The 26,513-nt window shown below is 36.8% G+C and carries 24 protein-coding genes and 2 other annotated features; of the genes, 3 read left to right on the top strand and 21 right to left on the bottom strand.

Features of this window, described 5'->3' with window-relative positions; translation table 11 throughout:
• Positions 1-91 precede the first annotated feature (91 nt).
• The 14 genes from rpoC to NST49_RS03035 all read right to left on the bottom strand — a co-directional run bounded on the left by rpoC (position 92) and on the right by NST49_RS03035 (position 15,647).
• Entirely contained in the window at positions 92-3,712 is a 3,621-nt protein-coding gene (gene rpoC, locus NST49_RS03100) for a DNA-directed RNA polymerase subunit beta' (protein ID WP_341046945.1), read from the bottom strand.
• A 175-nt stretch (positions 3,713-3,887) separates the two neighbouring features.
• A complete protein-coding gene (gene rpoB / locus NST49_RS03095; RefSeq protein ID WP_023179584.1) occupies positions 3,888-7,454 on the bottom strand; it encodes a DNA-directed RNA polymerase subunit beta in 3,567 nt (1,188 codons plus the stop codon).
• 285 nt (positions 7,455-7,739) lie between these two features.
• Positions 7,740-8,351, bottom strand: coding sequence for a class I SAM-dependent methyltransferase (locus NST49_RS03090; RefSeq protein WP_341046943.1), 612 nt, complete (start codon positions 8,349-8,351; stop codon positions 7,740-7,742).
• Between the two features lie 133 nt (positions 8,352-8,484).
• Positions 8,485-8,850, bottom strand: a complete 366-nt coding sequence (gene rplL, locus NST49_RS03085; RefSeq protein WP_023179588.1) for a 50S ribosomal protein L7/L12 — start codon at positions 8,848-8,850, stop codon at positions 8,485-8,487.
• 71 nt (positions 8,851-8,921) lie between these two features.
• Entirely contained in the window at positions 8,922-9,422 is a 501-nt protein-coding gene (gene rplJ / locus NST49_RS03080; RefSeq protein WP_341046940.1) for a 50S ribosomal protein L10, read from the bottom strand.
• 58 nt (positions 9,423-9,480) lie between these two features.
• Positions 9,481-9,608: a sequence feature (ribosomal protein L10 leader region), on the bottom strand.
• A 51-nt stretch (positions 9,609-9,659) separates the two neighbouring features.
• Positions 9,660-10,349, bottom strand: a complete 690-nt coding sequence (gene rplA, locus NST49_RS03075) for a 50S ribosomal protein L1 (protein ID WP_043945515.1) — start codon at positions 10,347-10,349, stop codon at positions 9,660-9,662.
• Between the two features lie 96 nt (positions 10,350-10,445).
• Complete coding sequence (gene rplK, locus NST49_RS03070) at positions 10,446-10,871, bottom strand: 50S ribosomal protein L11 (RefSeq protein ID WP_023179593.1); 426 nt, start codon at positions 10,869-10,871, stop codon at positions 10,446-10,448.
• A 121-nt stretch (positions 10,872-10,992) separates the two neighbouring features.
• The gene (locus NST49_RS03065) at positions 10,993-11,511 is read right to left on the bottom strand and encodes a hypothetical protein (RefSeq protein WP_341046938.1); all 519 of its coding nucleotides are present in this window, start codon (positions 11,509-11,511) and stop codon (positions 10,993-10,995) included.
• Between the two features lie 216 nt (positions 11,512-11,727).
• The gene (nusG, locus tag NST49_RS03060; protein WP_407371964.1) at positions 11,728-12,267 is read right to left on the bottom strand and encodes a transcription termination/antitermination protein NusG; all 540 of its coding nucleotides are present in this window, start codon (positions 12,265-12,267) and stop codon (positions 11,728-11,730) included.
• A gap of 189 nt (positions 12,268-12,456) precedes the next feature.
• Positions 12,457-12,636: a preprotein translocase subunit SecE gene (secE, locus tag NST49_RS03055; RefSeq protein ID WP_023179598.1), complete on the bottom strand. Its 180-nt coding sequence runs from the start codon at positions 12,634-12,636 to the stop codon at positions 12,457-12,459.
• 36 nt (positions 12,637-12,672) lie between these two features.
• Positions 12,673-12,825: a 50S ribosomal protein L33 gene (gene rpmG / locus NST49_RS03050; protein ID WP_013712055.1), complete on the bottom strand. Its 153-nt coding sequence runs from the start codon at positions 12,823-12,825 to the stop codon at positions 12,673-12,675.
• 94 nt (positions 12,826-12,919) lie between these two features.
• On the bottom strand, positions 12,920-13,861 hold the full coding sequence (gene menA, locus NST49_RS03045) for a 1,4-dihydroxy-2-naphthoate polyprenyltransferase (RefSeq protein WP_251165933.1): 942 nt from the start codon (positions 13,859-13,861) through the stop codon (positions 12,920-12,922).
• Positions 13,862-13,877: 16 nt separating this feature from the next.
• Positions 13,878-14,948: an FAD:protein FMN transferase gene (locus tag NST49_RS03040; protein ID WP_341046933.1), complete on the bottom strand. Its 1,071-nt coding sequence runs from the start codon at positions 14,946-14,948 to the stop codon at positions 13,878-13,880.
• Positions 14,949-15,107: 159 nt separating this feature from the next.
• Positions 15,108-15,647 carry an FMN-binding protein gene (locus tag NST49_RS03035; protein WP_034537985.1) on the bottom strand — a complete coding sequence of 180 codons (540 nt, stop codon included), beginning with the start codon at positions 15,645-15,647 and terminating at the stop codon, positions 15,108-15,110.
• Between the two features lie 637 nt (positions 15,648-16,284).
• Here NST49_RS03035 and NST49_RS03030 point away from each other — a divergent pair.
• The 3 genes from NST49_RS03030 to NST49_RS03020 all read left to right on the top strand — a co-directional run bounded on the left by NST49_RS03030 (position 16,285) and on the right by NST49_RS03020 (position 19,961).
• Positions 16,285-18,138, top strand: a complete 1,854-nt coding sequence (locus NST49_RS03030; protein WP_341046932.1) for an FAD-dependent oxidoreductase — start codon at positions 16,285-16,287, stop codon at positions 18,136-18,138.
• Positions 18,139-18,369: 231 nt separating this feature from the next.
• Positions 18,370-18,939: a Gx transporter family protein gene (locus NST49_RS03025; RefSeq protein ID WP_034537986.1), complete on the top strand. Its 570-nt coding sequence runs from the start codon at positions 18,370-18,372 to the stop codon at positions 18,937-18,939.
• A gap of 41 nt (positions 18,940-18,980) precedes the next feature.
• Positions 18,981-19,961, top strand: coding sequence for a polyprenyl synthetase family protein (locus tag NST49_RS03020; RefSeq protein ID WP_023179609.1), 981 nt, complete (start codon positions 18,981-18,983; stop codon positions 19,959-19,961).
• 192 nt (positions 19,962-20,153) lie between these two features.
• On the opposite strand, the gene NST49_RS03015 is transcribed toward NST49_RS03020, so the two are convergent.
• The 7 genes from NST49_RS03015 to gltX form a co-directional block, all read right to left on the bottom strand.
• Positions 20,154-20,753, bottom strand: coding sequence for a sigma-70 family RNA polymerase sigma factor (locus NST49_RS03015; RefSeq protein ID WP_023179611.1), 600 nt, complete (start codon positions 20,751-20,753; stop codon positions 20,154-20,156).
• Positions 20,754-20,858: 105 nt separating this feature from the next.
• A complete protein-coding gene (locus NST49_RS03010; protein WP_023179613.1) occupies positions 20,859-21,383 on the bottom strand; it encodes an NYN domain-containing protein in 525 nt (174 codons plus the stop codon).
• Positions 21,384-21,415: 32 nt separating this feature from the next.
• Positions 21,416-22,273, bottom strand: coding sequence for a 23S rRNA (guanosine(2251)-2'-O)-methyltransferase RlmB (rlmB, locus tag NST49_RS03005; RefSeq protein WP_341046929.1), 858 nt, complete (start codon positions 22,271-22,273; stop codon positions 21,416-21,418).
• Entirely contained in the window at positions 22,260-22,673 is a 414-nt protein-coding gene (locus NST49_RS03000; RefSeq protein ID WP_023179616.1) for a Mini-ribonuclease 3, read from the bottom strand. Before NST49_RS03000 ends, rlmB begins: the two co-directional genes overlap by 14 nt.
• A 7-nt stretch (positions 22,674-22,680) precedes the next feature.
• Positions 22,681-24,087 (bottom strand): cysteine--tRNA ligase, encoded by a 1,407-nt coding sequence (gene cysS, locus NST49_RS02995; RefSeq protein WP_341046927.1) that lies wholly within the window; start codon positions 24,085-24,087, stop codon positions 22,681-22,683.
• Between the two features lie 33 nt (positions 24,088-24,120).
• Positions 24,121-24,651, bottom strand: a complete 531-nt coding sequence (gene epsC, locus NST49_RS02990) for a serine O-acetyltransferase EpsC (protein ID WP_023179620.1) — start codon at positions 24,649-24,651, stop codon at positions 24,121-24,123.
• A gap of 68 nt (positions 24,652-24,719) precedes the next feature.
• Positions 24,720-24,942, bottom strand: a binding site (T-box leader).
• Between the two features lie 54 nt (positions 24,943-24,996).
• Positions 24,997-26,466: a glutamate--tRNA ligase gene (gene gltX / locus NST49_RS02985; RefSeq protein ID WP_023179622.1), complete on the bottom strand. Its 1,470-nt coding sequence runs from the start codon at positions 26,464-26,466 to the stop codon at positions 24,997-24,999.
• Positions 26,467-26,513 lie beyond the last annotated feature (47 nt).

Below are 26,513 nucleotides of genomic sequence, written 5' to 3'. Positions count from 1 at the left end.
ATATCATTTTTAAATTTCTAAATTATTTGCTCTTTTCGTTTTTAGATACAAAAAAAAAGAACCCCTCGCCTAACGAGGAGTTCTTTCCATATTATTTAGGTTCCACTTGGTCATTGATACTGTAAACATTCTCGCTTACAACGCCAACACCTTTAGGTTCCATCTTACGGTATTTAGCCATCCCAGTACCAGCTGGAATTACTTTACCAATGATAACATTTTCTTTCAATCCTAATAGAGGATCGCGTTTTCCGCGAATAGCAGCATCTGTTAAGACACGCGTTGTTTCTTGGAATGATGCGGCAGATAAGAAGCTGTTTGTTTCAAGGGAAGCTTTTGTAATTCCAAGCAATACAGGACGAGCTGTTGCAGGAATTCCGCCAGATACCAATGTATCAAAGTTTTTATCTGTGTAGTCATGAATATCAATTAGTGTACCTGGTAAGATATCTGTTTCACCTGGGTCCATTACACGTACTTTACGCAACATTTGACGTACCATAACTTCGATATGTTTGTCGCCGATTTCTACCCCTTGCATACGGTATACCTTTTGTACTTCGCGTAACAAGTAGTTTTCAACAGCAAGTACATCACGAACACGCAATAGTTCTTTAGGATCAATTGAACCTTGGTCTAATGCTTCACCACGGTGGATGATATCTCCTTCAGCTACTTTCATACGTGCTGTATATGGAACTTGATAAGAACGTGTATCTGTTTCTCCCTTAATGGTAACTTCTTTTGTACGAGCTGCTGGATTTTCATCGATTGAGATAATTTCCCCAGTAACTTCAGTAATCACAGCTTGACCTTTAGGGTGACGTGCTTCAAAAATTTCTTGGATACGAGGAAGCCCTTGAGTAATATCGTCTCCGGCAACCCCACCGGTATGGAACGTACGCATTGTTAATTGAGTACCTGGTTCTCCGATTGATTGAGCGGCAATTGTTCCAACTGCTTCCCCAACTTCAACTTCAGAGCCTGTTGCTAAGTTACGTCCATAACAATGTTTACATACACCATGTTTAGTATTACATGTAAATACGGAACGGATCGTTACTTCTTCAATCCCAACAGCTACGATTTCTCTAGCAATGTCTTCAGTAATGATTTGGTTTTCACCAATAATAACTGTTCCATCTTCAGGGTTAAAGACTGTTTTACGAGTGTAACGTCCTAATAAACGTTCTTCAAGTGGTTCAATAACTTCGTTTCCTTCTTTAATTGCATGAATCACTAATCCACGGTCAGAACCACAGTCTGTTTCACGAATGATAACATCTTGTGCAACGTCAACTAAACGACGAGTCAAGTAACCTGAGTCAGCTGTTTTCAAGGCTGTATCGGTCATCCCTTTACGAGCTCCATGGGTAGAGATAAACATCTCTAAAACTGACAAACCTTCACGGAAGTTAGATGTTACCGGTAATTCCATGATTTGGCCATTCGGTGCAGCCATCAATCCACGCATACCAGCAAGCTGAGTAAAGTTGGAAATGTTACCACGGGCACCAGAGTCACTCATCATGAAGATTGGGTTAAGGTCATTCAAACTTTCCATTAGGCGGATTTGAATGTGATCTTTTGTTTTGTTCCAGATATCAATAACACGTTCATAACGTTCTTCATCCGTGATTAAACCACGACGGAATTGTTTCGTTACTTTTTCAACTTGTTCATGAGCGTTATCTAGAATTTCTTGTTTTTCTTCTAATACTACGATATCGGCGATACCAACTGTAATACCAGCTTTTGTTGAGTATTTGTATCCTAGGTCTTTCATTCTGTCTAGCATTTTAGACGTTTCAGTGATTTTGAATCGTTTGAATACTTCAGCAATGATGTTTCCAAGGTTTTTCTTCTTGAATGGTTTAATCAATTCTTGAGCTTGAATGTGTTCAAGAACATCAATACCAGCATCAACAAAATAACTATCAGGTGTTTGAACTTCCAAATTGCTTTGTGTTGGTTCATTCAAATACGGGAATTCATTCGGCATAATATCGTTAAAGATCAGTTTACCAACAGTGGTAATCATCAATTTATCTTTTTGCCCTTTAGTAAATGGTTTGTTTGGAATATCAGATGGTTTGATTGCGATTCTAGAGTGTAAATGTACATAGCCGCTTTGGTAAGCAAGCATTGCTTCATTTAAACTACTAAATTGCATTCCTTCACCTTCGCGTCCTTCTTCTTCCATAGTTAGGTAGTAGTTACCTAAGACCATATCTTGAGAAGGTGTAACAACTGGTTTACCATCTTTTGGATTTAAAATGTTTTGGGCAGCTAGCATCAACATACGTGCTTCAGCTTGTGCTTCATCACTTAAAGGTACATGGACAGCCATTTGGTCACCATCGAAATCGGCATTATAAGCTTCACATACTAATGGGTGAAGACGGATAGCTTTACCTTCTACAAGAACAGGTTCAAATGCTTGGATCCCTAATCTATGCAAAGTAGGTGCTCGGTTCAATAGAACTGGATGTTCACGAATAACTTCTTCTAAAATTGGCCAAATTGAATCATCTTGGCGATCAATTTTGCGTTTAGCGTTTTTGATGTTGCTTGCGATATCGCGTGCAACTAACTCTTTCATTACGAAAGGTTTGAACAATTCAATCGCCATTTGTTTTGGCAGTCCACATTGATACATTTTCAAGAACGGTCCAACAACGATAACTGAACGTCCTGAATAGTCAACACGTTTACCTAGCAAGTTTTGACGGAAACGTCCTTGTTTCCCTTTAAGCATATGAGACAATGATTTCAATGGACGGTTACCTGGTCCAGTTACTGGACGTCCGCGACGACCATTATCGATCAAAGCATCTACTGCTTCTTGCAACATACGTTTTTCATTTTGCACAATAATGTTTGGCGCGTTTAAGTCTAATAAACGTTTCAAACGGTTGTTACGGTTGATCACACGACGGTACAAGTCATTTAAATCACTTGTAGCGAAACGTCCACCTTCTAATTGAACCATTGGACGAATTTCTGGCGGAATAATAGGAATAACATCCATTACCATCCATGAAGGTTGGTTGCCAGAATTACGGAATGCTTCTAAAATGTCTAAACGACGAATAGCACGTGTACGTTTTTGACCAGTAGTTGTTTTTAAAATTTCTTTTAGTTCTTCTACTTCTTGATCCAATTTAACATCATTCAAGAGTTGTTTAACCGCTTCTGCTCCCATTTCAGCTTGGAACTCATTGCCGTATTGTTCACGTTTTTCACGGTATTCTCTTTCTGTTAATAATTGTTTCTTTTCTAATGGTGTGCTACCTGGTTCGATAACCACATAAGAAGCAAAGTAAATGATTTCTTCCAACGCACGTGGACTCATATCTAACACAAGACCCATACGACTTGGAATACCTTTGAAGTACCAAATATGAGAAACTGGTGCTGCTAATTCAATATGACCCATACGTTCACGACGTACTTTAGAGCGAGTAACTTCTACTCCACAACGGTCACAAACAATCCCTTTATAGCGGATACGTTTGTATTTTCCACAAGCACATTCCCAGTCTTTAGAAGGTCCAAAAATACGTTCGCAGAATAAACCATCACGTTCAGGTTTTAAGGTACGGTAGTTAATGGTTTCTGGTTTTTTTACTTCACCATATGACCAACTACGGATTTTATCTGGAGAAGCTAAACCAATTTGCATGCTTTCAAAATTATTAACGTCTATCAAGGGGCTAACCTCCCTTTATTTTTGTTGAGCTGCCCTACCTGCTCTATTGTTTTATTTATAGATAGTGGTATCTATCTTTGGTTCAATGGACTACTTTGTACGTTGATTCGTTTTAAAGGATACTCGAAAGGCCCATTTATTAGTTCTAATTCAGAGGCCAATCGAGATACCTGGTTTAATCTTCTTTTAGTCGTTCTTGTTCAGCTGCTTCAGCACGGATTTTTTCTTGTTCTTCAGCATATTTGTTTAATGCATCAGGGTTCACGATATCATCGTCATCATCCATGTCACGTAATTCAATCAACTCATCATCTTCATTCAACACTTTCATGTCTAAACCTAATGATTGTAATTCTTTTACTAACACGCGGAATGATTCTGGAACACCTGGTTTTGGAATTTTTTCACCTTTAACAATTGCTTCATAAGTTTTCACACGACCAACAACATCATCCGATTTGTAAGTTAAGATTTCTTGTAGCGTATAAGCTGCCCCATATGCTTCAAGTGCCCAAACTTCCATTTCACCAAAACGTTGTCCACCAAATTGAGCTTTACCACCCAACGGTTGTTGTGTAACTAATGAGTAAGGTCCTGTTGAACGAGCATGTAATTTATCATCGACCATATGCGCCAATTTGATCATGTACATAACTCCAACAGAAATACGGTTATCGAAAGGTTCTCCTGTACGTCCATCGTATAATACGGTTTTCGCATCAGCAGCCATTCCAGCTTCTTTAACAGTATCCCATACGTCTTCATCTGAAGCTCCATCAAATACTGGAGTTGCAATATGAATACCCAATTGACGAGCAGCCATACCAATGTGCAATTCTAGTACTTGTCCAATATTCATACGTGATGGTACCCCTAATGGGTTCAACATGATGTCTACTGGAGTTCCGTCAGGCATAAATGGCATATCTTCTTCCGGCATGATCAAAGAGACAACCCCTTTGTTACCATGACGTCCGGCCATTTTATCCCCTTCGTTGATTTTACGTTTTTGAACGATATAGACACGAACAAGCATATTTACGCCTGGTGATAATTCATCCCCAGCTTCACGAGTAAAGATTTTAACATCATGAACTGTTCCGCCGCCACCATGTGGCACACGAAGAGATGTATCTCTAACTTCACGAGCTTTTTCACCAAAGATTGCATGCAATAGACGTTCTTCAGCTGATAATTCGGTTACCCCTTTAGGAGTTACTTTACCAACTAACAAGTCACCATCTTTTACTTCAGCACCGATACGGATAATACCCATTTCATCTAAATCTTTCAAAGCGTCATCTCCGACGTTTGGAAGTTCACGAGTGATTTCTTCAGGCCCAAGTTTTGTATCACGTGCTTCTGATTCAAATTCTTCAATATGAATAGAAGTGTATACATCATCTTTAACTAAACGTTCGCTCATGATAATAGCATCTTCATAGTTATACCCTTCCCATGTCATGAAGGCTACTAATGGGTTTTGTCCTAAAGCCATTTCGCCTTGTTCCATAGAAGAACCATCTGCTAATATCTCGCCTTTTTCAACGCGATCGCCTTTTTCAACGATTGGGCGTTGGTTGTAACAAGTACCTGAGTTCGAACGACGGAATTTTGTTACAGCATATTTATTTAAAGCACCGTTATCTTGACGTACGCGGATTTCATTAGCATCTACGTATTCAACGACACCGTCATTTTTACAGATCAATGCAGCTCCTGAATCTCGAGCAGCTACGTGTTCCATACCTGTTCCTACAAGCGGAGCTTGAGGATGGATCAATGGAACAGCTTGACGTTGCATGTTGGCTCCCATAAGGGCACGGTTACTGTCATCATTTTCTAAGAAAGGAATACAAGCTGTCGCTACTGCAACTACTTGTTTAGGAGAAACATCCATATAGTCAACGCGACTAATAGGGACTTCTAAGTTTTCTTCCACATAACGAGCAAGTACAATATCATTTGTAAATGTGCCATCTTCATTTAATGGAGCATTTGCTTGTGCAACAACATAGTTATCTTCTTCATCAGCTGTTAAGTAATCGATTTGATCCGTAACAACACCTGTTTCGCGGTTAACACGACGGTAAGGTGTTTCAATGAAACCAAATTTATTTACTTTAGCGTAACTTGATAGACTGTTGATCAGTCCAATGTTTGGACCTTCTGGAGTTTCGATCGGACACATACGGCCATAATGGGAGTAATGCACGTCACGAACTTCATATCCAGCACGGTCTCTTGTTAAACCACCGGGTCCTAATGCAGATAAACGACGTTTATGAGTCAACTCACCTAATGGGTTTGTTTGGTCCATGAATTGAGACAATTGAGACGAACCAAAGAATTCTTTGATTGATGCTACAACTGGACGAATATTGATCAATTGTTGTGGTGTTACTGTAGCCATATCTTGGATAGACATACGTTCACGAACCACACGTTCCATACGAGACAACCCAATACGGAATTGGTTTTGCAACAATTCACCAACAGAACGAATACGACGGTTTCCTAAGTGGTCAATATCGTCTACGTTTCCGATGCCTTCTTGTAAGTTAAAGAAGTAACTCATTGAAGCTAAGATATCAGCTGGTGTAGCATTTTTAGTTTCATCAGCAATAATTTTATTTCCAATCATGTTTACAACACGTTCAGAGTCTTTTTGAGAAAAGACTTTTACAACTTGTAATTCTACAGGTTCTGGAACGACACTGTCGTCTGAAGGGTAATAAGTTACGCTATTGATACCAGCATTCAAATACGGTGTTAACTTATCGATTTGATCACGGTCTAAGAACGTACCTGATTCAGCAATAATCTCACCTGTTTCAGGATCTACTAACGTTTCAGCCAATGTTTGGTTGAATAAACGAGTAGACAAGTTTAATTTTTTATTTACTTTGTAACGACCAACGTTAGCTAAGTCGTAACGTTTTGGATCAAAGAAGCGAGCTGTTAACAAACTTCTTGAGCTATCTGCTGTTTTAGGCTCACCTGGACGAAGACGTTCATAAACATCTTTTAAGGCTTCTTCTGTACGAGAGTCACTTGCATTTTTGTGTAAATCTTTTTCCATTGTTAAACGAAGACTTTCGTTGTCTCCAAAGATTTCAAAAATTTGATCATCCGAACCAAATCCTAATGCACGAACCAATACAGTCAATGGTATTTTACGTGTACGGTCAATACGAACATAAGAAAGGTCTTTTGCGTCAGTTTCAAATTCAAGCCATGCTCCACGGTTTGGAATAAGCGTTGAACCAAATCCTTCTTTTCCATTTTTGTCTAATTTTCCGTGGAAATAAACTCCTGGAGAACGAACCAATTGAGAAACAATTACTCGTTCCGCTCCGTTGATAACAAATGTACCCATTTCAGTCATTAGCGGGAAATCTCCAAAGAAGACTTCTTGTTCTTTAACTTCTCCGCTTTCTTTGTTGATCAAACGTAATTTAACATAGATAGGAGCTGAATAATTTGCGTCATGTGAGCGAGCTTCTTCAACGGTATATTTAGGTTCTTGCAATTGATAATCGACAAATTCTAGTGATAAATTCCCAGCAAAGTCATCAATTGGAGAAATGTCTTTAAACATTTCACGTAACCCTTCATCTAAGAACCATTGGTAAGAATCAGTTTGAATTTCAATTAAATTTGGAAGTTCTAAAACCTCATGGATACGTGAAAAACTTCTACGTGTACGGTGCTTACCGTAATTTACTAAATGGCCTGCCAACCTGTTCACCCCTCAAACTGTTTTTAGTGTGGTCGTTCTAGGTAAATCAACATGTTTCATTTGTGTTACTTTTATTAAAGATGCATAACAAACTGAATATCTACCTATTTTTTGGCAAAAAAAAACCAAAAGATTCGTGAACTTTTAAAATAAAAATCCATTTCCTTTTGTTTTCTTCTTTAAATCTGCTCTGGACAATATTTCAGAACAAATTTTTCTTCTTTAAGACACACTATATGCATTAGATTATTTTACACTAAATTTACTTATAAGTCAACAAAATTATTAATCCTCTTGTTTTACACTTTGAATGATCCAATAGCCTTTGTCTTTAGCGATGACTTCTGCATTTCTGAACATTTCTTCCATTTTCGCTTTTGCACTTGGCGCTCCCTGTTTTTTTTGAATGACCACAGTTAACGTACCCCCATGTTTAAGCAAATCGTAAGCTCCGGTCAAAACTCCATGAACCACTTGTTTACCTGCCCGTATAGGAGGATTACTAACAATAGCCGCAAAGTCCTTACCTTCTACTGATTCATAAATATCAGATGTATGGATCAATACATTTGCCAACCGGTTATTAGATGCATTTTGCTTCGCTAACCCTAAAGCTCTTTCGTTTACATCGACCATCTCTACTTTTCGTTCCGCATCTTCTTTAGCTAAAGATAACCCTATCGGACCATACCCACAACCAATATCTAACAGATTACCGGGAACCATTTCAGAAAAATCAAGGGTTTCAATCAGCAAACGCGAACCAAAATCAACTGTCTTTTTAGAAAAAACGCCTGTATCTGTTACAAATTTAAATTCTTTCCCTCGTAAAGTATACGTCCAAGCAGAAGTTTCACTGGCCGTTTGAGGTCTATTAGTAAAATAATGATCTGACATGCTCGTTCCTCCTTTATCTGGTTTCACTTTAACGTTCTATCCATTTAATTGTCTTTCAAAAAAACTCACTAAAGATAAAAAAGACACGCAGCAAACTGCGTGTCTTTTCTTAAAAGCATTAGTAGGGTTAAAATTATTTAACTTCTACAGATGCTCCAGCTGCTTCTAAAGCTTCTTTCAAAGTTTCAGCTTCTTCTTTAGAAACGTTCTCTTTGATTGCTGCTGGTGCTCCATCAACTAATCCTTTAGCTTCTTTCAAGCCAAGGCCTGTAGCTTCACGTACAGCTTTGATAACTTTAATTTTTGAGTCTCCAGCAGAAGTTAATTCTACTGTAAATTCAGTTTGTTCAGCTGCTGATGATTCACCAGCACCTGCTGCTGCTACAGGAGCTGCTGCAGTTACGCCAAATTCTTCTTCGATTGCTTTTACTAAGTCGTTTAATTCTAAAATCGTTGATTCTTTCAAGTCAGCAACGATTTGTTCAATGTTTAATGCCATTGTTGGTTTCCTCCATTATTGGTTAGTTTTTTTGGTTTAACTTACTTTTCTTTCAAAAAGAGATTGCTTGATTAAGCTACTTCTTCTTTTGATTCTGCAACTGCTTTGATAGCAAGTGCAGTATTGCGAACTGGTGCTTGAAGTACAGATAACAACATTGACAATAGACCGTCGCGGTCTGGCATAGTTGCAAGAGAATTCATTTCAGCGGCTGAAGAAACACGTCCTTCAATTACGCCACCTTTAATTTCTAATGCTGTTGCTTCTTTAGCAAATTCAGCGATAATTTTTGCAGGTGCTACAACGTCATCGTTACTAAATGCAACGGCTGTAGGTCCTTTGAAAACATCGTCCATTCCTTCTAAACCTGCTGCTTGTGCTGCACGGCTCAAAACAGAATTTTTGATAACTTTCATTTGAATTCCTGCATCACGTAATTGTTTACGTAAATTAGTCACTTCTTCAACAGTTAATCCACGGTAGTCTACTACAACTACTGAAGCTGCTTCTTTAAATTTAGTTGATGCTAAATCAACTAAATCTTGTTTTTTTGCGATAGCTGCTTGACTCATAAATTTTTCACCTCCTGATCGATTGGCTAGAATTTCTTGTTTTTATGAACTTAAAGTCCTATAAATGCAAAAAACTCTATGTCACCTTAGACATAGAGGGATAATCGTATGTTCTCACATATTCATCCTCGGTAGGAAATTAAGGCACTCGCCACCTACTGTCTTCGGTAATATTTCTCAACCTAGACGATTTTAACAATTTATATCGCCCAGGTCAAGACTATTAATAATTATTTATTAAAACGATCCTGCATCAACTTTAACACCAGGTCCAAAAGTAGTTGTTACTGTAATGTTTTTGATGTATTCGCCTTTTGCAGTTGAAGGTTTAACTCTTAGCATTGTTTCGTTAATAGTTTTGAAGTTTTCAACTAATTTAGCATTGTCAAATGATACTTTACCGATTGGAGCATGAACATTTCCTGCTTTGTCAACACGGTAAGTCACTTTACCTGCTTTAATTTCGTTGATTGCTTTAGTAACGTCCATTGTAACAGTACCTGTTTTAGGGTTTGGCATTAAGCCTTTAGGTCCTAAAACACGTCCAAGACGTCCAACTTCAGCCATCATGTCTGGAGTTGCTACAACAACGTCGAAATCAAACCATCCGCCATTGATTTTTTGAACTAATTCAGCTTCTCCTACGTAGTCTGCACCAGCAGCTTCAGCTTCTTTAGCTTTTTCACCTTTAGCGAATACTAATACTTTTTGAGTTTTCCCTGTTCCATTTGGAAGAACAACTGCTCCACGAATTTGTTGATCAGCTTTCTTAGGGTCAACGCCAAGTCTATAAGCAACTTCTACAGTTGCATCAAATTTAGCGTAGTCAACTTCTTTAACTAATGCTACAGCTTCTTCTAATGAATAAGCTTTTAAAACATCAACTTTTTCAGCCGCTGCTAAATATTGTTTACTTTTTTTAGCCATAATTTTTTCCTCCTTGATTGTGGTTATAACGGTTTTACCTCCCACTTAATCCTTATAAAGTTATCTATAAGGGATACTGAGAAGCGGAATATAGAATTAACCTTCTACAGTGAATCCCATGCTTCGTGCAGTACCTTCGATCATTAACATAGCAGCATCAACATCTGCAGCGTTTAAGTCAGCCATTTTTGATTCTGCAATTTCTCTAACTTGGTCGCGAGTTACTTTTGCAACTTTTTTAGTGTTTGGTTCACCAGAACCAGATTCAACACCAGCAGCTTTTTTAAGTAAAACAGCAGCAGGTGGTGTTTTTGTAACAAATGTAAATGAACGATCTTCATATACAGAAATTACAACGGGAATGATTATTCCGTTTTGATCAGCAGTACGAGCGTTGAATTCTTTACAGAACCCCATAATGTTGATTTGTGCTTGCCCTAAAGCTGGACCTACCGGTGGAGCTGGAGTTGCTTTTCCTGCAGGAATTTGTAATTTAACTAATTTAACAACTTTTTTAGCCACGAGACATACCTCCTTGATTGAGTCCGTGATGTGGTTAATGGGGTTAATATTTCCCCTCCCACATTTGACGCATACGTAAAACGTACCAAGATACTATACCATCTGAAATTCAATTTTGCAACTACTTTTTAAACTTATTCTTGTTTTTGACTTGAGAGCGATAAACCACTGGTTCTTTTATTGGTTCTTCTATCGGTTTCTCTGGCATCAACGCTTGTTCTTCTACTGATTTTTTAGAAACCTTCTTTATTTTTTTCTTTCTAATATGAGAATATATGGTGTAAATCACACCTACAACAACAACATAGACAGCAAAAAACACAATAAATCCCCACAACCCTACTGCAGCATCAGCAAATTCCATATTCCCCCTATTCGTAATGGCTTGTTGAATTTCAATAGCAAAAACCAATACCGTCATCATCGTAAAAGTATAAATAAAAGAAAGAATCGTTGTACTAAATTTCCATTTCCCAACAATTTTGAATAGGATATAGACCCCTATAAAGAAAATAATCCCTATAATGCCCATCACCCAGAAATGCAGATCTTTATCAGACATATTCATACCGAACAGCTGATTAAGGGTGTCATGAATTTCATTTACAATAGCTGCCAATATTAAAACAAGTTCTTTCATTCACTATTCACCTACTTAGTTCATTTTGGGTTTAGTATACCACAGGCTTGTGACTTTTATCGATGCTTCTCAGTGCATCTTTGGCTGTAAAACAAGAGGATGATACTACCGCAGTTACTGAAAGATTCAAGTCTTAGTACCCTATAATTTAACTGCACAAAAAAAGCGGGAACGGCTTGCCCCACTTCTTTCAATACTATTAAAACGGATCTTTGTTTACAGTTTATCTGCTTGTTCAAAGTCTAGTTCTGTACTTGTTTCACGACCAAACATCTCAACATTAACTTTAAGTTTTGCTTTTTCCAATTCAATCTCAGTAATTTTACCTGTAAGGCCGCTAAATGCACCTTCAATAATTGTAACGGTTTCGCCAACTTCAAAGTTGATTTCTTGATGACGAGCACTCATACCGATACGGCGTAGAATAACTTCGATCTCTGAGTTCAAAAGAGGTGCCGGCTTGCTACCTGCTCCATGTGAACCAACAAACCCTGTTACACCTGGAGTGTTACGAACAACGTACCAAGAATCATCAGACATGATCATTTCAACTAGAACGTATCCAGGAAATGTTTTTTTCATATTTGTTTTTTCTTTACCATTTTTTACTTCTTTTTCTTCTTCTTCAGGGATAACTACTCGAAAAATATAATCCCCCATACCCATACTGTTAGCTCTAGACTCGATGTTTTGTTTTACTTTGTTCTCATATCCGGAATATGTGTGTAAGACATACCACTGTTTTGCACTTTCTATTTCTTCCACCTGTATCACTCCTATTCATTTTATTATTGATGTTTGTTTTTTGTTATTGGCTAGTTGACTACTTTTTATGACATACAAAAAAACCTTCATTTACTTTTAAAGAAGGTTTTGTGCATTTATTGTTGAACTTATTATACCACCATGTGTTCTTTCACGCTAGTGGTTTCTGTTTAACACCTTTTATAGAACCAAGTCTAAGATTGCATCTATACCGAAATCAACAACTGCAAAGAAAAGAACAAATAATAGACAGACGACAAAAACAGTCAATGTATATTTTCTAAGTTCTTTACCAGTAGGCCATGTGACTGATTTAATTTCTTGGCGTACATTACCAAAAAAGTTTTTTATTTTCTTCATTTTTTATTCCCTCCAAATTGGCATTGAGACTTCTTTTTATTTTGTTTCACGATGCAATGTATGTTGATTGCAATATTTACAGAATTTTTTTACTTCTAAGCGTTCTGTGCGATTTCCTTCATTCACTTTTTTAGAGTAATTTCTAGATCCACAAACAGAACAAGCTAGAGATGTTTTTTTACCACTCATTTTTTCACCTATTCTTTCTCCTAAACGGACGGACGAATGACATCTTACTAAATTTACCATCACTCGTGAAACATGTCAATTGCTGTTTTTGATCTTATCGAAACAATAAGCTTATAGCTAACAACACAACTTCGCTACTACAAAATAAAATAATATTTTTTATAGCAATCACAAAAGTTTCTGATTTTACTTGTTTCGCGTTATAAACAGCTAGATTTTTTCGCATAGGCAAGATCGTTACTACTAAAAGTAATAATATAGGATGCAACAAACCTAAAATAATTGCTATCACAACGACAGCATAACTTGAGTAAACCAGCCCATTAAACAATTGAACGGCTCTTTTTTTACCAATATAGAAAGGCAGTGTATAACGGTGATTTAAAATATCTTGTTCCAAATCACACGTATTATTTGCCAGCATAATATTTGCAATTAAAAATACAGCAGGCAGAGAAACAAGGAACAACGACAAGATGAGCACCATATCTCCTTCTACTATAAATCGTGTTCCTTCAAACGCTAAGCTTAATAAGGTTCCTGGCTCAACATTTACGAAGGCTGCAATAAAAAAGATCCCAAATCCCATTGTTAGCCCAGAAATAGGTTCTCCTAACGGCATTCTTGAAATTGGGACTGGTCCAAAAGTATAAAAAATCCCAATAAAAAAGCAAACAGCTCCGATCAGTAATAAAATAATATTTGTTCTAAATACAAGTATAATTCCTAAAAGAAACGCGATAACCAGCATAGCCACGATTAGGCGAACAACTAATTTCTCTGATAGTTTTTCTTGTCCGATAATATTTACTTCATCTTTGTACCCTTCGTCTTTAGCTTTCTGGTAATCCATCAAATTATTGATGGCTGTTGTTGTCATATCAAAAATAATCATACTCAAAAAGAAAAGAAGTGTATTGATTGGACTAAAAGAATCAAAATAATAAGTTGCAAACAATGTTCCTAGCAGAAAAGGAAAAAGGCTCGCTAACTTCGTTTGGATCTCCACTAATTTCAAAAATGTATTTATCGACATCGCTTATCCCTCTTCGCTAATTTTTCAATGTGAAATCATCATTCGTCAATTTAAAGGTATCTTTTAAACCATCAGATAAATAAACTTCTTTATCTTTAGTAACAAATATTGCGTCAACGTTTTCTAAGGTATTAACATATTCTAACCCTTCTACCAATCCTTTAGAGAAAAGTGATGTTGACAATCCATCTCCATCAATAGACTTCTCTGTGACTACACTTACTCCAGCTAGTTCATTATTAAAAGGATACCCTGTTTCAGGATTCATCAAATGATGGTAAGTTTCTCCATCCACTTCAAGAAATCGTTCATAGATTCCGGAAGTAACAATTGAACGGTCGCTTAAAGCTAAAGAACCTAAAATCGTTCCTCGCGTTTCAAACGGATCTTGGATTCCAACATTCCAAGCCACACCTTCACCTCTTGCACTATCTCCTAATACATAAACGTTACCACCTAGATCAATAATAGCTGTATCTACTTCATGTTCCTCTAACACTTCCACTACTTCATCTGTAATAAAACCTTTAGCGATTGCCCCTAAATCGACTCGCATGTCTTTTTCTGGAAGGTAAACTGTTTGGGCTTCATCATCAAACTGAACTTTTGTATAATCAACTAAAGCTAAAGCTTTATCAATTTCAGATTGCTCCGGCTTCCTAGCGTCATCAAAACCAATGTGCCACAATTCAGTAATTGGCCCAATTGTCATATCAAAACTCCCAGCAGTAGTATCGCTGTAGTCAAAGGCTGCTTGCAACAAGTAATATAAATCATCCGATACCTCGACTGGTTTTATACCAGCTTGGCTATTGATTTTTTCAACTTCTGAATCCCCACTGGCTTCATCAACGGTAATCAAACCCGCAAGCTCTTCGATCCGTTCAAAAGCTGCATCTAACGCTTCTTGTTTGTCTTGATTATAAATCGTTACTTTCACTACCGTACCCATTAAAAATTCAGTTCTTTCAAACGGTTCCTTAGCTAACGACCGCTCTTTTGTGCTCGTTTCTTTTCCGCAACCCGCAAGCAAGAAAAGTCCAGCAATTAACAAAACCATCATCTTGCCTACCCATTTTTTTCTCATCAAAAAGACCCCTTGTTTGTTATCAATTTTTATCCAAATTCCATTAAAAATAAACAGGCCTTAGAAATTAATCTAAGACCTCTATATTATGTCATTTTACCTTAACCTTTTCAATATTTGCTAAAGGAATTGCCCTAGCAAAAAACAGTTTCAAAGGGATTAGTTATCTATTTCAATCTTATCTGTTTTACCTTCTGCTGCTGCATCAACGAGTTGTTGTGCATATTCAACAAACAATTCATGAGAATGAGTTGCACCCGACACAACTTCAACAGCTGAAGGATCTTGTGCATCTACTAAAGCTTGGTTGTATTCAGGAATGTACTCTGCAGGACCAGTTCCAACTTTTTCTTTCATTGCTTTTTGATATTCTTCGCTTTCTGATTTTAATTCTCCAGCATCATTAACATAGTCATAGTTTGATTCTGTAATTTGTCCGTCTTTAACAGTCATATTAAAAACAACACGCCAACCATTGTCATCAAGATTTTTTTCTTCTAATAAGTATGAACCATCTTGTAACGCTACTGCTTCAGTTGAGCTCATTGACTCAGAGCTTGTCTTTTCTGATTCAACAACTGCTGAACTTTCTACAGCAGAACTCTCTTCAGTAGTTGAATCATCTGACCCACATGCTGCCAATACAAATGTTGAAGCAAAAACAACTGATGCCATTTTCAAACCTTTTTTAAATTCCATAATATATACCCACCCTATTTTTATAGTCTGATCTTCCTAACGAAAGAACAACCCGGCTATTTCATTTGGCTGATCATCTACTATCAGTATAACGACTTACACATATATTGTCTATATTTTCACATGATATTCTTATAATATACACTGAGACAACACGTTACCAACAGCCACGCAACCCAAATATGCTTATTTATAAGCATTTAATGGTGGTATATCTTTCTAAGTCTTTTTTAATAGTGGAATTTTTCTTCAATATAAATTATTTTTTCCATCACAAACTCTCTTTTTATAATCTCGAAATTTCTATTTTCTTTAAAATACCCTTTGTTTCTTGATGAAAACTGGAATTTGTCGATAATGTGACAACCGTTTGTGCTTTTTTGCATTATCATTTTCCTTGATTTAATCCTTTTTTTAACACTGTTTTGTATATATTTTAACGAATACTTTCTTTTTCAAACTGTATATACCCAGTTCTGTATACCTTTTTTCAAAAGAATCTTTTAAAATGTAGACATATTCATTTTTATTTTGTATAATAAATTCATCAGATGGTTGTGAAACTTTTAACTAACTTGATGAAACTTGCAATTATTATTCTATTTAAAAAAAAGTTTTTAAAAAGGAGCTAGAAAAAATGACTCAAACAAATGTAGTTGTTGTTGGTGCTGGTTTTGCAGGAGTTGCTGCTACGAAACAATTAGCAAAGAAACTTAAGAAAAATAAAGATGTAACGATCACGTTAATCGATCGTCACTCTTACCTTACTTATATGACCGAATTGCACGAAGTGGCTGGGGGACGTGTTGAGCCTGAAGCTATTCAATATGATTTACAACGTTTATTCGCTCGCAAAAAAAATGTTAACTTGGTAACAGATACCGTTACTGCTGTTGACCACGATAAAAAAGTTGTTGTAACTGAAAACGGATCTTACAACTATGATTATTTAGTTTTAGGTATGGGTGGAGAACCAAATGACTTTGGAACACCTGGAGTTAAAGAACACGGCTTCACTCTTTGGTCATTAGAAGACGCTGTTCGTTTACGTCATCACATTGAGACTACTGTTGCTGCTGCAGCAATTGAACACAATGCTAAAAAACGTGCAGCTATGATGCGTTTTGTGATTTGTGGGTCTGGATTTACGGGTATCGAAATGGTCGGAGAATTATTAGATTGGAAAGATGTTTTAGCTAAAGAATACAAATTTGACGCTTCTGAGATCGAATTGATCGTTGTTGAAGCTGCTCCTACTATCTTAAACACACTTCCTCGTCAAGATGCCGATAAAGCTGAAAAATTCATGACGAAAAAAGGTATCAAGATTATGAAAGATGCTCCAATTGTTAGCGTTGGTTCAGATTCTGTTCTATTAAAATCTGGAGAAGAAATTGCTACGAAAACATTAGTCTGGACTGCTGGTGTTAAAGCGAACACAGATACAGCAGAATTTGGAATGGAACAAGCACGCGCAGGACGCCTAGTTGCTAATGAATTTATGGAAGCAAAAGATCTAAAAGATGTTTATGTTATTGGTGATCTTGTCTACTACGAAGAAGAAGAAGGTAAACCAACTCCTCAAATCGTACAAGCTGCTGAACAAACTGGACACACTGCTGCTGTTAACGTGATTGCAGCCATTGAAGGTAAAGAAAAACACAAATTCGAATCAAATTACCAAGGAACAATGGTTTCTATCGGTTCGAAATATGGTGTTGCTTATTTGATGGATAAATTCCACCTTAGCGGATTCTTCGCTATGTTAATGAAACACATTGTGAATTTGAAATACTTCCTTGATATTCGTTCTGGCTACTACATGGTACAATATATATTCCATGAATTCTTCCACATCAAAAACCAAAGAAATATTTTCCGCGGTCATCTTTCTCGGTACGGAAATGTCTTATGGAGTGTTCCTTTAAGAGTCTTTTACGGTAGTATGTGGTGTTTTGAAGGGGTCAAAAAAGCCTTTGGTTTATTTGGTTCTCAAAGCTGGTTTGGCGATAATGTAGCTTTACCGTTCTCTTGGTTGCAAGACGTAACTAGTGGAGCTTCAGAAGTAGTGGACGAAGTTACGGAAGTTGCAAAACCTATCTTTGGTCTGAGCTACGTATACGGTGAAGAACCCATGATGGTTTTATCTCATGCTCCTGGCTGGTTTAACAGTATTATGGAATTTATGATTCCTACTCCTGAAGTAGCTCTAATTTTCCAAAAGTTCATGACTTGTGTGGAAATTGCTATTGGTTTGGCTTTAATTGCCGGCTTATTCACTTGGTTAGCTAGTGCTGCTACTGTTGCTTTAGTTGTCAGCTTTGCTTTATCTGGTATGTTCTACTGGGTCAACATTTGGTTTGTCTTCGCAGCTATCGCTTTGATGAATGGTTCTGGTCGTGCGTTTGGTTTAGACTACTACGTGATTCCATGGATTCAAAAAGTTGCCGGTAAATGGTGGTATGGTACACCAAGGTCTTTATATAAATAAAAATTTAAGTTTACTATAGTATAAATGGGTGAGTGAAGGTAGGTCTCTCTACCTCCACTCATTTTCTTATGGCTTAAAGGGCACTAAACTTCATGTATGAAAGAGAAAAAAATGTTAAGATAGAAAGAAGAATTCAGTATTTTTTCTTCTTTGTCTCTTGTTATTTTTACTGAATGATCAAAACAAGCGATAACTTAATTCATTGAGTTTATTAAATAAGGGCTGGTGTATATGAATAGAAACCAAAAACTTGTATATATTGCATTATTGGCAGCTCAAGCTGTTATTTTAAGTTTAGTTGAAAGAAGCATTCCTTTTCCCTTTGCCTTTGCTCCAGGTGCAAAACTTGGAATTGCTAACCTTATTACAATTGTGGCTATATTTACGTTACCTTTAAAAGACAGTTTTACAGTAGTCTGGATGAGACTCATTATGACTACTCTCCTCGGAGGCACCTTGTCTACTTTTATGTACAGTTGTGCCGGAGCTCTATTGAGTTATGTTGGCATGCTAATCGTAAAAATGTTGGGGCCAAAACGTGTCAGCATTATCGGAATAAGTGCTACAGGTGGTATCTTGCATAATGTTGGCCAATTAGCAGTTGCTAGTTGGATCGCTCAAACGTGGACCGTTATGCTTTACTTGCCTATTTTATCCTTCATGGGTATTTTGTCTGGTATTGCTATTGGTATTGCTGCTAATTATCTAATGACTCATGTAAGAACATTAAAAGATTTCCAAAGTCATACTCAACACCATAGTAAAAAAAGTAGTCGTAAAACTACTTATGCAAATTCTTAAATACTACCGCCATAACTTTATGAAACGAAAGGGGAATACACATGCAGATCCATCCTATGTGGGAAGCCTACCCTGAACTGCACTCTGAATTGATACAAACGATCGAATTAATGGATTCAAAAATCCATCTTAGAAATAAGCCTATCGAGAACGCTATAGTCGATATGATGCATACAGGAGGTAAATTGATTCGGCCAGCTTATACCCTATTGTTTTCCTCATTCGGGGATGATCATGATCCTAGCCGGGCACGGGCTTTTTCTGCTGCTATTGAAGTATTGCATATGGCTACGTTGATCCATGATGATGTCATTGATGATTCACCTAAACGACGTGGTCAAAAAACCATTCAATCAAAATACGGCAAAGATGTAGCTGTATATGCTGGTGATTATCTCTTTACCGTGTCATTCAAACTGATAACAGATTATTCTAATTCTATGAAACAAATGCAAATCAACACTAAAGGGATGGAACGCATCCTAATGGGTGAAATTGATCAAATGCATCTTAGATACAATAAAAAAATAACCATTCGAAATTATTTAACTCAGATCTCTGGTAAAACAGCTCAATTATTTGCTTTAGCTTGTTACTCAGGCGCCTTGGAAAGTGGACAAGACGAAAGATTTGCTAGACATTGCTATTATATCGGAAGTCATATTGGTATGGCTTTTCAAATTAAAGATGATATTTTAGATTACTCCCAGACAGCTGATACATTTGGAAAACCCGTGCTAGAGGATGTTAAACAAGGTGTTTATTCTTCGCCTCTCATTTATGCTATGCGGAAAAATAATGCTGCTTTTAAAGACTTGCTTAATAAAAAAGATCAGATGACCAACGAGGACACAAAGAAAGTGCGACAATTAGTGATTGATTTAGGCGGATTAAAGGAAGCTGAACGTTTAGCCCATAAGTACACAGAAAAGGCTTTAAAACGTATTGATCAATTACCAAATACTCCAGAAAAAGAAATTATTCGCGACGTAACGGAGTCACTATTAAACCGTAATATTTAGCGGATCGTAAATAAACACCTAATTCACATAAAAAGACAAGAACAGGCTAAAGCCTAATTCTTGTCTTTTTATTTTAAAACCTTACGAGAATGGTAGACTATTTCTACTTTTAAGAATTAAAGCAGATAAAGAATCCGCTTTCATTTTTATTTACTTAAAACTACTATAAGTACAACTAACTAGATAGAATCGTTAAGAATCTAACGTTTGCTTCATTTTACGTTTGCACCGGTCTAACGCATTTTTTATTTGCAAACTATCACAATTCAGTTGTTCAGCAATCTCGTCTATTTCTTTATTATTAAGATAAAGAGAAAAGACCTGCTGCTCTAACTTAGACAATGCATGGTGATAGCCCTCTAATTTTTCTTTAACTTGTAAAATATCCAGTGCGGATAGTCCTTCTTTTGCGTTCGTTATGTATTGAGGACTCATTCCCTTTTCTAGCATACTATCTAATGACTCAACAATTTTTTCAATTCTTCTTTTCTTTGCCATATCTTTTCGAATCAAACTGAAGATATGGTGTTTGAAATTTAATTTATAGAAATTTCCAAATGTATGTCCTTTATCTGAATCGTATGTTTGTATCGTTTTATGAAAGACCATCCGTGCTTCTTGCCAAAGATCTTCTGATTCATAACTTTTAAGATAGTACTCTTTTGTTAATTTGATTACTAGAGGATGATAACGCTCAAATAAAATTTTGAACGGATACCCATCTCCATGTTTGATTTTGCGAATCAGTTCTTCATCGCTCATAAGAGAGAGTGTCTCTTCTTCATCTGCCAAACCTTTTCCTCCTTTAATGGCTAAATTAGTAAGATTAGATACCTAACGCGAGTTATTTCAATTGTCTACCATTCTCGAAAACTCTCAAAATAACAAACAGTCACTTTAGTACTTCGTTAGATCATCTCTTAATTTTTCTAATCTGTCCATTTGATGGTGAGTCCAAGGTGAGTTTCTTCTATAATCCTGTAAGTGGTAAGCTTTTGCGTCAGCCTCTATTGCTTTTTTTACACGTTTAACGTCACTAAAAAGTTCATTAGCTGATTTTCGTAAAGCTCCTTTTTGAAAAACGACCCATTGTTCCGCCAGATCACTTGTTGCAACGGTCACTTGCATAATCAAGGTACTCTCTATTCCAACAATCCGTTCAATATAACTATCCGCAGTTTCTCCTTCTTTTGTGAAAATAACTGATAATTGATATTTTTGATACGACTGTTGAATTCCAGGAACAAATTGAGCGTCAAATACTACGCGAATTTCTATACCTGTATACTTTTGGTAATTAGAAAGTTCATGTAACAACGCATCTCGAGCATCTTCCATCTTATCTTGATTTTTTAATTTCACCAAGTGTGGCCATGCTCCAATAATATTGTATCCATCAACGATCAATAATTCTTTTTTCATAGCATTTGACCCCCTTTCCTTTATTCCATTAGCTAGATTTTATTTCTTCCACGATAGACTTCATACATTAATAAGCTTGCCGCTACACTTGCGTTCAGACTTTGAACATGACCAGTCATCGGTATGGTAATCATGCCATCCATTTGTTCTTTTACTAAACGAGAAATCCCTTTTCCTTCGTTGCCCATTACTAGTCCAATTGGCAATGTTGTTTCCCATTGACGGTAATCTTGACCTTCCATGTCTGTTCCATACAACCACAATCCGCGTTCTTTTAATTCTTTAATTGCTTGAACCAGGTTCGTTACTCGTGCAACAGGAACATGTTCGATTGCTCCAGTAGAAGCTTTGGCTACCGTAGCTGTCAATCCTACAGCACGTCTTTTTGGAATAATGATACCATGTGCTCCGATAGCATCAGCTGTTCTCATAATGGAACCTAAATTATGCGGATCTTCAACTCCGTCTAAAAGAATGAAAAACGGATCTTCATTTTTTCGAGCTGCTACTGCGAATAGATCATCAATTGTCGCATATTGGAAAGCAGAAGCTGCTACAACTACACCTTGGTGATTCATTCCATCTACTAACTGATCCAATTTAGTTTTGGGCACAAACGAAATTTGAACACTGCGTTTTTTAGCTAAATTTTGGATTTCTTCCATCTTAGCTCCGCTTAAACCTTCTTGTAGAAAAATTTTATTAATATCACGTTCAGATTTCAATACTTCAATAGCTGGCAAGCGTCCTGCAACTAAATCACGATCTGTTTCTTGCTCTTCTACTTCATCTTTAACTGGTTTAACAGCTTGTCGGGCTGGTTTTTTTGAAAAAGACGGCTTTTTAGGCTGGCTGTTGCGTTTACCAAAATTTTTATTATCTCTTGTCATCTTTTGTATCCTCCACTTTCTTAATACACCAACGGATCAATTCTTCCATACGCTCGGTTTGTTTTGCTAAATGTAAGTATCCCATCAGTGATTCAAATCCAGTAGCTACACGATAAGTCGTGATATCTGCATTTTTGGCTGAAGTATAACTTTTAGAGTTTCGGCCACGTTTGTACATCGTTACTTCTTCTTCCGTTAAAAAGCCTTCTACTGCTAGCATTTCATGCATCAAGAAACTTTGTGCTTTGGCTGATACAAAATGTGTCGCTGTTTTATGCAATTGACTTGGCTTTGTGTATCCTTGTCCTACTAAATAATCGCGAATATAGATTTCGTATATGGCATCTCCTACATAAGCTAATGCTAGCCCATTTAATAATGCCCAGTTTTTTTCCGTCATATCTTTATTATCCTCTTCTCCATCTTGTTCCTTGCGGTGTATCGTCTAAAATAATGCCTTCTTCTTTCAACTGATCTCTAATCTCATCACTGCGTTGGAAATTTTTCATCGCACGTGCTGTATTTCTTTCTTCAATCAACTGTTCAATGGTTTCATCTAACAATTCCGTTTCCTCAAAAGTGATACCAAATACTTGAATTAATTCCTTGTACTGATCCAACATAGCTTCTAAAACAGCTTTAGAAACAAACGCACGTTCGCTATAAATATTCATAGCTTTTGCCATTTCGTAAACGACTGTAATGCCATTAGCAGAATTAAAATCATCATCCATTTCCTTAATAAAGTCTGCTTTAAATGATTTGATCTGTTTTAGCATTTTTTCATCATCTTCGCTTGTTGCAGCTGCATCTTTTAAACGGTAGTTGACGTTGTCATAAGCCATTCTTACTTTCGTCAAATTAGCTTTAGCTTCTTCAATGGTCGTATCATTGTAACTAATGGGTCTGCGGTATTGAGTCGTTGCCATAAAGAAACGTAAAATTTGGGGATCTATTTGTTTGATCATATCGTGAACCAATACAAAATTGCCAAGTGATTTACTCATTTTTTCATTATCCATCGTTACAAATCCATTATGCATCCAATAATGTGCAAAGGGATGACCTGTTTTAGCTTCGCTTTGGGCAATTTCATTTTCATGATGTGGGAAGGCTAAATCTTGTCCGCCGGCATGAATATCGATTGTATCGCCTAAATATTTTGTGGCCATTACAGAACATTCAATATGCCAGCCTGGACGCCCTGCTCCCCAAGGAGATTCCCAAGAAATTTCATCTGCTTTAGCCGATTTCCATAAAGCAAAGTCTAGCGGATCTTCTTTTTTATTATTTTCTTGGTCATTTAAACGATTGCTTGCTCCAACTTCTAGGTCATCGATTGAGATATCACTTAATTTTCCATACTCTTTAAATTTTCTAGTGCGGTAGTAAACATCACCTTCTGCTTCATAAGCATACCCTTTTTTTATCAATACTGCTATAAAATCAATGATTTCAGACATATTTTCCATTACACGAGGATAATGTGTTGCTTCTTCTACTCCTAATGCATGGGTATCTTCATGATAAGCTGCAATAAACTTATCCGCTATTTCTGGAGCTGTTAGATTCATTTCTTTTGCTGTACGAATAATTTTATCGTCTACATCTGTAAAATTGGACACATATGCTACATCATAGCCTCGGTACTCCAAATATCTTCTAACGGTATCAAAAGCAACTGTACTGCGAGCATTACCAATATGAATATAATTATAAACTGTTGGTCCACAAACATACATTGATACTTTGCCTTCTTCTATTGGAACAAATTCTTCTTTTTTTCTCGTTAATGTATTATAGATTTTTAGCATAGCTGCTCTCCTTTTCTATTTAAAGACAGATTTTTAATGGGAAAGTTTTTCTCCATTTAATTTGACTACTTTAGCAGGAATCCCAACTGCAGTTGAATTAGCCGGTATCTCTTCTAAAACTACTGCTGATGCGCCAATTTTTGAATTATCTCCAATCCTAATAGGACCCAAAACTTGTACATGGGCTGACAATAAAACATTGTTTCCAATCGTAGGATGACGTTTCCCTTTATCTTTCCCAGTTCCACCTAATGTCACACCATGAAAAATAACAACTTCATCACCCACTTCAGCTGTTTCTCCAATGACAACACCCATACCATGATCAATGAACACTCTTCTGCCTAATACTGCTCCAGGATGGATTTCAATGCCGGTTAAAAAGCGAGAAAAATTAGCTAAGACACGACTGATCAAAAAGCCATTACGTTGGTATAAAAAATGGGCCCATCGATGAAATAAAATCGCGTAAAAACTAGGATACGTTAATAGAATTTCAATTGTACTTTTTACTGAGGGATCATTCTTTTTGATTGTTTGAATGTCTTCTCTTAATCTCCTCATAGATTATTCCACCTTATTGGTTTCTTTCTGCAATTAATTTACTTTACAAAAAAAGTAGCGTCTTATATATAAAAGACGCTACTGCGTGGTTCCACTTTTCTTTATCGTCTTCTTCCTACTGAATAGAACAAACGACCTTTGACACGCTAACGGGTGTTAACCGATAAGAGTCTACTTTATTCAACTCTCTAACTCAGAGATGCACTTCACCCGATCACCACCATCTGCTTCCACCAGCACAGACTCTCTTTGGATGTTGATAGGGTTACTCTTTCTCGTCATCGTCTTTACTATTATTTAACTCAGCATTTTTTGACTAAAATTTTTGTGCTCTACTTCTTAATTCTATAGTTTTGCTAATGCAGCTTGTAAATGAGCTTGCGCTTTTTCTCGGCCAAGAAGTTCAATGGTTGGTCCGATTTCTGGTCCGTGTGATTGCCCTGTAACAGCTACACGAATTGGCATAAAGAGATTTTTCCCTTTAATTCCTGTTTCTTTTTGAACGGCTTTGATTGCTTTTTTGATTTCATCTGCATCAAAAGGTTGAATTTCTTCTAATTGTTTAGAAAAGGCCGTTAATACTTCTGATACTGTTTCGCCTTCTAAAACTTCTTTTGCTACGCTGTCTATCGCTGGTTCTTCACTAAAGAATAAACTTGATAATTCAACGATCTCTGCACCATAACTCATTTGTTCATGGTATAATCCAACTACTTTTTGAACCCATTCTTTTTTCTCTGGAGATGCATCTTCTTCAACATATCCAGCTTTGATTAAATGCGGCAAAGCTAATTTTGTTACGGTTTCTAAATCAGCTTGTTTCATGTATTGGTTGTTGATCCATTCCAATTTTTTAGCGTCAAATGCAGCTGGAGATTTGCTTAAACGGTTAGGATCAAACATTTCTACGAATGTATCATGATCAAAGATTTCTTCTTCTCCAACCGGTGACCATCCCAATAATGAGATAAAGTTAAACATTGCTTCAGGTAAATAGCCTAGTTCACGGTATTGTTCGATAAATTGTAAGATGTTTCCATCACGTTTGCTTAATTTTTTACCTGTTTCGCTATTGATGATCAATGTCATGTGTCCAAATTGAGGAGCTTCCCAACCAAAAGCTTCATAGATCATTAATTGTTTTGGCGTATTGGCAATATGGTCATCTCCACGTAAAACATGAGTAATTTCCATAAAATGGTCATCTACGGCAACAGCAAAATTGTATGTTGGCATGCCATCGCGTTTCACGATAACAAAGTCTCCTCCTATACTTTCTGCTTCAAATGAGATAGGGCCTTTCACGATGTCTTCAAAACTATACGTGTTTTCTTTAACCACACGGAAACGAATAACTGGTTCAATTCCAGCTGCTTCTTTTTCTTGTTTTTCTTTAGCTGTTAAATGAGCACATTTACCACCGTAATGAGGCATTTCTCCTCTAGCTCTTTGGGCTTCACGTTCTTCTTCTAACTCTTCTTCAGAACAGTAACATTTGTACGCACGATTGCTTAATAATAATTGTTCTACTAATGGATCATAGATCTCTCTACGTTCAGATTGACGATACGGACCAAAGTCTCCAGGATTATTAGGGCTTTCATCCCAATCCATCCCTAACCATTTCAAGTTTTCTAATTGGCTAGTTTCTCCGCCTTCAATATTTCGTTTTTGGTCTGTATCTTCAATACGGATAATGAAGTCTCCACCATTGTGTCGTGCGTATAAATAGTTAAATAACGCTGTACGCGCGTTTCCTATATGTAGATATCCTGTTGGGCTTGGCGCATAACGTACACGAATTTTTTTTGTCATAATTTATTTCCTCTTTTCTTATAGTTTTTTTATTCTCTATTAGGTTA

It is taken from the genome of Carnobacterium sp. FSL W8-0810, assembly GCF_038007125.1.
Classification (GTDB): Bacteria; Bacillota; Bacilli; order Lactobacillales; family Carnobacteriaceae; genus Carnobacterium_B; species Carnobacterium_B inhibens.
This window is presented reverse-complemented; position numbering and strand designations above follow the sequence as displayed.